This window comes from Hydrogenophaga sp., assembly GCF_030656115.1.
In the GTDB taxonomy this organism is placed as follows: Bacteria; Pseudomonadota; Gammaproteobacteria; order Burkholderiales; family Burkholderiaceae_C; genus Hydrogenophaga.
Window position 1 is genome coordinate 161041 of sequence record NZ_JAUSOO010000133.1, and the last position, 7233, is coordinate 168273.

Below are 7233 nucleotides of genomic sequence, written 5' to 3' on the forward strand. Positions count from 1 at the left end.
AGCGCTCCCTCCGTCGGTGCGTTTCTGTTGATGTATCTGGAACACTGCCATGCTGTACCTCTCCACCCGCGGTCACCCCGACCGCAAACGTTTCTGTGAAATTCTGCTGGAGGGCTTGGCGCCCGACGGTGGCTTGTATCTGCCCGAGCGCTACCCGCAGGTGGACGCAACGACGCTGGCGCGCTGGCGCGGTGTGTTCAACTGCGGTGCAGCCGGTGGCTACGCCGCGCTGGCGTTTGAGGTGCTGTCGCTCTACATCGACGACATACCTGCCGCCGACCTGAAGGCTCTGTGCGACAAGACCTACACCGAAGCGGTTTACGGCACGGCCGCCATCGTTCCGCTGAAGCAACTGGACGATGGCTTTTACCTGGAAGCCCTGTCCAACGGCCCCACGCTGGCCTTCAAGGACATGGCCATGCAGCTGCTGGGCAACCTGTTCGAGTACGAGCTGGCCCGCCGTGGCGAAGAGCTCAATATTCTGGGCGCCACCAGTGGTGACACCGGCAGCGCGGCCGAATACGCCATGCGCGGAAAAAAAGGCGTGCGCGTTTTTATGCTCAGCCCGCACGGCCGCATGAGCCCGTTTCAGCAGGCGCAGATGTTCAGCCTGATGGACGAAAACATCCACAACATCGCCATTGAAGGTGTGTTCGACGACTGCCAGGACATTGTCAAGAACGTCAGCAACGACCTGAACTTCAAGCGCGGCTTCAAGATTGGCACGGTGAACTCCATCAACTGGGCCCGCCTGCTGGCCCAGGTCGTCTATTACTTTGCCGGTTATTTCCAGGCGACCACGAGCGACGCGCAAAAGGTGAGTTTCACGGTGCCAAGCGGCAACTTTGGCAACGTGTGCGCTGGCCATGTGGCGCGCCAGATGGGGTTGCCGATCCAGACGCTGGTGGTGGCCACCAACGAAAACGATGTGTTGGATGAGTTCTTTCGCACCGGGGTGTACCGGGTGCGTGCGAGCGCCGACACGCACGAGACCTCCAGCCCGTCGATGGACATTTCCAAGGCCAGCAATTTCGAGCGCTTCGTGTTCGATTTGCTGGGGCGCGATGGTTCCCGCGTGAAAGCGCTGTTTGGCGACGCGCTGAAAACGGCCGGGCGGTTTGAGCTGGGTTCAGACCCGGTGTTTGCCGAGGCCGCCAGCCATTACGGTTTTGTGAGCGGCAAGAGCACGCACATCGACCGGCTGGCCACGATCAGGGACACGTTTGAACGCTACAGCGTGATGATCGACACCCACACGGCCGACGGGGTGAAGGTGGCGCGCGAGTACCTGCAGCCGGGCGTGCCCATGATCGTGCTGGAGACGGCGTTGCCGATCAAATTTGCTGAAACCATCGTTGAAGCGCTGGGCTGCCAGCCCGATAGACCCGCCCGTTTCAACAGCATTGAAGACCTGCCCAAGCGTGTCCGGGTCATGCCCGCCGACACTGCGGCCGTGCAGGCCTACATTGTTGAGCATTGCCCCGTCGCATGAAGGTCGTCGGCTTTGCGGGTTACTCGGGGTCGGGCAAAACCACGCTGGTTGAGCAGCTGATTCCGGCGCTCAAATGGCGTGGCTTGCGCGTCTCGGTGGTCAAGCACGCCCACCACCGGTTCGACATCGACCACCCGGGCAAAGACACCTGGCGCCACCGCGAGGCCGGTGCTTTTGAGGTGGTGGCTGCATCGCCCAATCGACTGGTGCTGATGCGCGAGTTCGAGCGACCCGCCGAACTCAAGGTGCACCAGCTGATTGCAGAGCTGTACGATGGTGTGGATTGGGTGCTGGTGGAGGGTTTTAAAGACAGCGATCTGCACAAGATCGAGATCTGGCGCACGGCCAGTGGCAAGCCGGCTCTTTACCTCGACGATCCCTTCATCGCCGCCATTGCCACCGACAGCCCGGCCGACTTGCCTGTGCCCACCGGGCGCCCGGTACTGGATTTGAACCAGCCCGATGACGTCGCGGCCTGGTTGGTCGAAAATGGCAATCGATTCGATTACAGCCCAGAGACCTACGCGCCATGACCGTTCATAAGCCAGCAGCCCGATCCCCTTTGATGTCGCTGGACGATGCGCTGGCCAGCTTGCTGGGTCGCGTGGTGCCACTCAGCGCGACGGAATCCGTGGCCACCTTTGATGCCGATCGCCGCGTGCTGGCGCAAGACCTGGTTTCTGCGCTGCAGGTCCCGCCCAACGACAACTCATCCATGGACGGTTACGCCGTGCGCAGCGCTGACGTGACCGCTCCCGGGGTGGTGTTGTCCGTGTCGCAGCGCATCGCCGCAGGCCATGCCGCCGAACCGCTGCGCCCAGGCACTTGCGCCCGCATCTTCACCGGCGCGCCCATGCCCGAAGGTGCTGATGCGGTGGTGATGCAGGAAGACACGCAGGATGTGGGGGGCAATATCCATGGCGTGCACATACACGCCGTGCCCAAGCCCGGGCAGTGGGTTCGTCGGGCCGGTGAAGACGTGGCGCGGGGCGCTGTGGTGCTGCCGCGCGGTGAGCGGCTGTCGCCGGCTGGTCTGGGTTTGGCTGCCAGCCTGGGCTTGGCCCATGTGCCGGTGGTGGCTCGGCCCCGCGTGGCCCTGTTTTCAACCGGCGACGAATTGGTGATGCCGGGCGAGGTGCCGCCGCAGGACATGAAGCCCGGTGCCATCTACAACTCCAACCGTTTTTTCTTGCGCCCGTTGCTGCAGCGCCTGGGCTGTGATGTGAGCGATCTCGGCATCGTGCCCGACCGCCGCGAAGCCACGCTGGCTGCACTTAAAACGGCGGCAGACCACCACGACCTGATCTTGACCAGCGGTGGCGTTTCAGTGGGTGAAGAAGACCACATCAAGCCGGCCGTGCAGCAGCTCGGTAGCCTGGATCTGTGGCAGATTGGCATGAAACCCGGCAAGCCGTTTGCTTACGGCAGCGTGCACCGCGGCGCCAGCGCTGCCCAGCCCTGTCATTTCATCGGCTTGCCTGGCAACCCGGTGTCGAGCTTCGTGACGTTTGTGTTGCTCGTTCGGCCGTTTTTGCTCAAGCTGCAAGGCGCGCCCATTCCCCGTTTGCAGCCCGTGATGCTGCCGGCCCATTTCACCTTGGCCAGAGCAGACAAGCGCCGCGAATTTCTGCGCGTGCGCCGCAACGCAGAAGGTGGTCTGGACCTTTTCCCCAACCAGAGTTCTGGCGTTTTGACGTCGGCCGTGTGGGGTGACGGGCTGGTGGACAATCCGGCTGGCGCCTCCATCGCTCATGGTGATTCGGTGCCGTATCTTTCTTTTGCAGAGCTGCTCGCATGATCGTTCAACTTCGGTATTTCGCTTCCATTCGAGAAGCCATTGGCACCAGCACCGAGTCGGCGACCACCACGGCAGCCACCCTGGCTGCGCTGCGTGAAGAGTTGATCGCGCGCGGCGGCGCTTACGCCGAAGCGCTGGGGAGAGGTCGTGCGGTGCGGGTGGCTTTGAACCAGACCATGAGCGACGAGTCCGCTGCGCTCAGCGACGGCGCCGAGGTGGGATTTTTCCCACCCGTCACTGGGGGGTGAACATGGCAGGGCGCGTCAGCATCCAAACTGAAGACTTCGACCTCAGCACCGAGGTGCACCGTTTGCGCGAGCAGGACAAGCGCGTGGGTGCTGTGTGCAGTTTCATGGGCACCGTGCGTGACCGCAACGACGGGCAGAATATCAACACGATGGAGCTGGAGCACTATCCCGGTATGACCGAAAAGTCCATTGAAGCCATGATTGACGAAGCCTTCAAGCGCTTCGATATTTATGCCGCCCGCGTGATCCACCGCGTGGGCCTGCTGCAACCGCTGGATCAAATCGTCCTGGTGGCGGTGAGCTCGGCGCACCGGGGCCAGAGCTTTCAGGCTTGTGAGTTCTTGATGGACTACCTGAAGACCCAGGCGCCGTTCTGGAAGAAGGAACAGACGCCCGAGGGTGCGCGCTGGGTAGATGCTCGCGTGAGCGACGACGCGGCGCTCGCCAAGTGGGGCATTGATGCCCGCAACGCCTGAGCACAAGGCGCGCAGCGCTTGTTTCGGGCGACCTGTTAGATGGGTCGCTTGCAACGTACTCTGACTTGTCAGCCATCGCCGGTGTCGTGCGCGCTGATGCACTCTGTTTCACCTGTCCTGTTCAAAATGGGCCTCGCGCTCGAACTTGATTGATCTGCATCAACGGCCGAGTGGGGCGTTGGGATCAGGCTCCACGCTTGTCTTGAAAAGTGGTCGTCAAGCACCACGTATCTGTCAATTCAAACATTCGGAGTGCTGATTCATGCGACTCGACAAACTCACCACCAAGTTTCAAGAAGCCCTGAGCGAAGCCCAGACACTGGCGCTCGGCGCAGACCACGCCTACATTGAACCGGCACACCTGTTGCTGGCCATGCTGCGCCAGGCCGACGGCCCGCAGTCGTTGCTGCAGCGGGCGGGTGTCAACGTGCCTGGGTTGACCAAGGCCGCCGAGGCGGCCATGAAGCGCTTGCCGGAGGTGCAGGGGCAAGATCAGGTGCAGGTTGGGCAAGAGCTGTCCAAGCTGTTGCAAGCCACTGAAAAAGAAGCCATCAAACGCGGCGACCAGTTCATTGCCAGCGAGCTCTTTTTGCTTGCTGTGGCCGACAGCAAAGGGGAGCTGGGTCGCATCGCGAACGAGAACGGTCTGAATCGCAAGAGCCTCGAATCGGCCATCACCGCCGTACGCGGTGGCCAGTCCATGGACAGCCCCGAGGCCGAGGGCCAGCGCGAGGCCTTGAAAAAATACACCATGGACCTCACCGAGCGTGCACGCATGGGCAAGCTCGATCCGGTGATTGGCCGTGATGACGAAATTCGCCGTGCCATCCAGGTGCTGCAGCGCCGCACCAAGAACAACCCGGTGCTGATCGGCGAGCCCGGCGTGGGCAAGACGGCCATTGTGGAAGGCTTGGCCCAGCGCATCGTGGCAGGCGAGGTGCCCGATTCGCTCAAGGGCAAACGCGTGCTCAGCCTGGACATGGCGGCGCTGCTGGCCGGGGCCAAGTTCCGTGGCGAGTTTGAAGAGCGCTTGAAAACCGTGCTCAACGAGTTGGCCAAAGACGAAGGCCAGACCATTGTGTTCATCGACGAGTTGCACACGATGGTGGGCGCCGGAAAAGGCGAGGGTGCCATGGATGCGGGCAACATGCTCAAGCCTGCGCTGGCTCGAGGTGAACTGCACTGCGTGGGGGCCACCACGCTTGACGAGTACCGCAAATACATCGAAAAAGACGCCGCGCTTGAGCGTCGTTTTCAGAAGATCATCGTGGGCGAGCCCAGTGTGGAAGCCACCATTGCCATACTGCGTGGTTTGCAAGAGAAGTATGAGGTGCACCATGGCGTGCAGATCACCGACCCGGCCATCGTGGCTGCGGCCGAGCTCAGCCACCGCTACATCACCGATCGCTTTTTGCCCGACAAGGCCATCGATTTGATTGACGAGGCGGCCAGCAAGATCAAGATCGAACTCGATTCCAAACCCGAGGTGATGGACAAGCTCGACCGCCGCTTGATCCAGCTGCAAATTGAGCGTGAGGCCGTGCGCCGCGAAAAGGATGAAGCCTCACAGAAGCGCTTTGGACTGATCGCGGAAGAAATTGCCCGGTTGGAGAAAGAAATCTCCGACTACGACGAAATCTGGAAGTCCGAAAAAGCACAGGCGCTGGGGTCCAAGGATGTGATGGAGGAGATGGACCGCATCCGCTCCCAGATCAAGACATTCACCGACAAGGGCGACTTCAACAAAGTTGCCGAGCTGCAGTACGGCAAACTGCCCGAACTGGAAAAGCGCCTCAAAGACGCGCAAGCTGTGGAATCGGGCAAAGCCGCCAACAAGGACGGTACAGGCCGCCCGCAGCTGCTGCGCACCCAGGTAGGCGCTGAAGAGATTGCCGAAGTTGTGGCCCGTGCGACCGGCATACCCGTGGCCAAACTCATGCAGGGCGAGCGCGACAAGCTCTTGGTCATGGAAGACAAGCTTCACCAGCGTGTGGTCGGGCAAGACGAAGCAATCGGCGCGGTCGCCAACGCGATCCGTCGCTCGCGCTCCGGTCTATCCGATCCGAACCGACCCACAGGCTCCTTCCTGTTCCTGGGCCCCACCGGCGTGGGCAAGACCGAGCTGTGTAAGGCGCTCGCCGGCTTCCTGTTCGACAGCGAAGACCATCTGATCCGCATCGATATGAGCGAATTCATGGAGAAGCATTCGGTCGCCCGCCTGATTGGTGCGCCACCCGGCTATGTGGGCTACGAGGAGGGCGGCTACTTGACCGAGGCGGTTCGGCGCAAGCCCTACAGCGTGCTGCTGCTCGACGAGGTGGAGAAGGCCCATCCCGACGTGTTCAACGTGCTGTTGCAGGTTCTCGACGACGGACGCCTGACCGACGGACAAGGCCGCACGGTGGACTTCAAAAACACCGTGATTGTGATGACGAGCAACATCGGCTCGCACCTGATCCAGGCCATGGTCGGTCAGCCATATGACGATGTAAAAGAAGCGGTCTGGGGCGAACTCAAGGACCATTTCCGTCCGGAGTTTTTGAACCGCATCGACGAGACCGTGGTGTTCCATGCGCTGGATGCTCAACACATTGCGTCTATTGCCGGCATTCAGCTCAAGGCATTGCAGGCCCGCCTGCAGAAGATGGACTTGCGGCTCGACGTGGCGCCAGCGGCATTGGATGAGCTTGCCAAAGTAGGGTTCGATCCCGTATTTGGTGCTCGGCCGCTCAAGCGCGCTATCCAACAACGCATAGAGAACCCCCTGTCCAAGCTGCTGCTAGAAGGTAAGTACCCACCCAAGTCGGTGATCCCGGTCGGGGTGGACCCCGTGCGCAACCCGGGCGTATTTGAGTTTGGTGAGGCGGTCGCCATGGAGTGACGACCCCACTCCCCTGAGTGTCTCTGCACGACAATTTGCATGTCTTGCCATGTACAAGACGACAGGTCGGCAGGTGGGTCTCAGGGGAGGCGGGTACGGAAAAGGGTGGAAGGACAGCCTCCCAACCCAGTTCAAGGTATCTGCGGCTGAAGATGCAAGATTTTCAAAAAACTTTGCTCTCATGTTGACCGAAGGTAAAAATTCGATGTATACTGCAAGGCTTCGCTGATCACTGCAACGCCGCAAGGCCAGCAGCCAAGATCAACAGGAGTGGTTCAAGTCTTCTGGGTAAAAACCCTGAAATACTTTTTCCAGGCACTAAAAACTGTGTCATAATA

At 61.0% G+C, this 7233-nt stretch carries 6 protein-coding genes; all 6 read left to right on the forward strand.

The annotated features are described in order from the left end of the window. The first annotated feature begins 49 nt into the window (after window positions 1-49). Entirely contained in the window at window positions 50-1492 is a 1443-nt protein-coding gene (gene thrC / locus Q7J58_RS17930) for a threonine synthase (protein WP_304830915.1), read from the forward strand. Beyond that, window positions 1489-2025 (forward strand): molybdopterin-guanine dinucleotide biosynthesis protein B, encoded by a 537-nt coding sequence (gene mobB / locus Q7J58_RS17935; protein WP_304830917.1) that lies wholly within the window; start codon window positions 1489-1491, stop codon window positions 2023-2025. The genes thrC and mobB overlap by 4 nt, the downstream gene beginning before the upstream one ends. Then, window positions 2022-3290, forward strand: coding sequence for a gephyrin-like molybdotransferase Glp (gene glp / locus Q7J58_RS17940; protein ID WP_304830919.1), 1269 nt, complete (start codon window positions 2022-2024; stop codon window positions 3288-3290). The genes mobB and glp overlap by 4 nt, the downstream gene beginning before the upstream one ends. Further along, on the forward strand, window positions 3287-3538 hold the full coding sequence (gene moaD / locus Q7J58_RS17945) for a molybdopterin converting factor subunit 1 (RefSeq protein WP_304830921.1): 252 nt from the start codon (window positions 3287-3289) through the stop codon (window positions 3536-3538). The genes glp and moaD overlap by 4 nt, the downstream gene beginning before the upstream one ends. A 2-nt stretch (window positions 3539-3540) precedes the next feature. Beyond that, entirely contained in the window at window positions 3541-4014 is a 474-nt protein-coding gene (locus Q7J58_RS17950; RefSeq protein WP_304830923.1) for a molybdenum cofactor biosynthesis protein MoaE, read from the forward strand. A gap of 262 nt (window positions 4015-4276) precedes the next feature. After that, the gene (clpB, locus tag Q7J58_RS17955; RefSeq protein ID WP_304830925.1) at window positions 4277-6895 is read left to right on the forward strand and encodes an ATP-dependent chaperone ClpB; all 2619 of its coding nucleotides are present in this window, start codon (window positions 4277-4279) and stop codon (window positions 6893-6895) included. Window positions 6896-7233 lie beyond the last annotated feature (338 nt).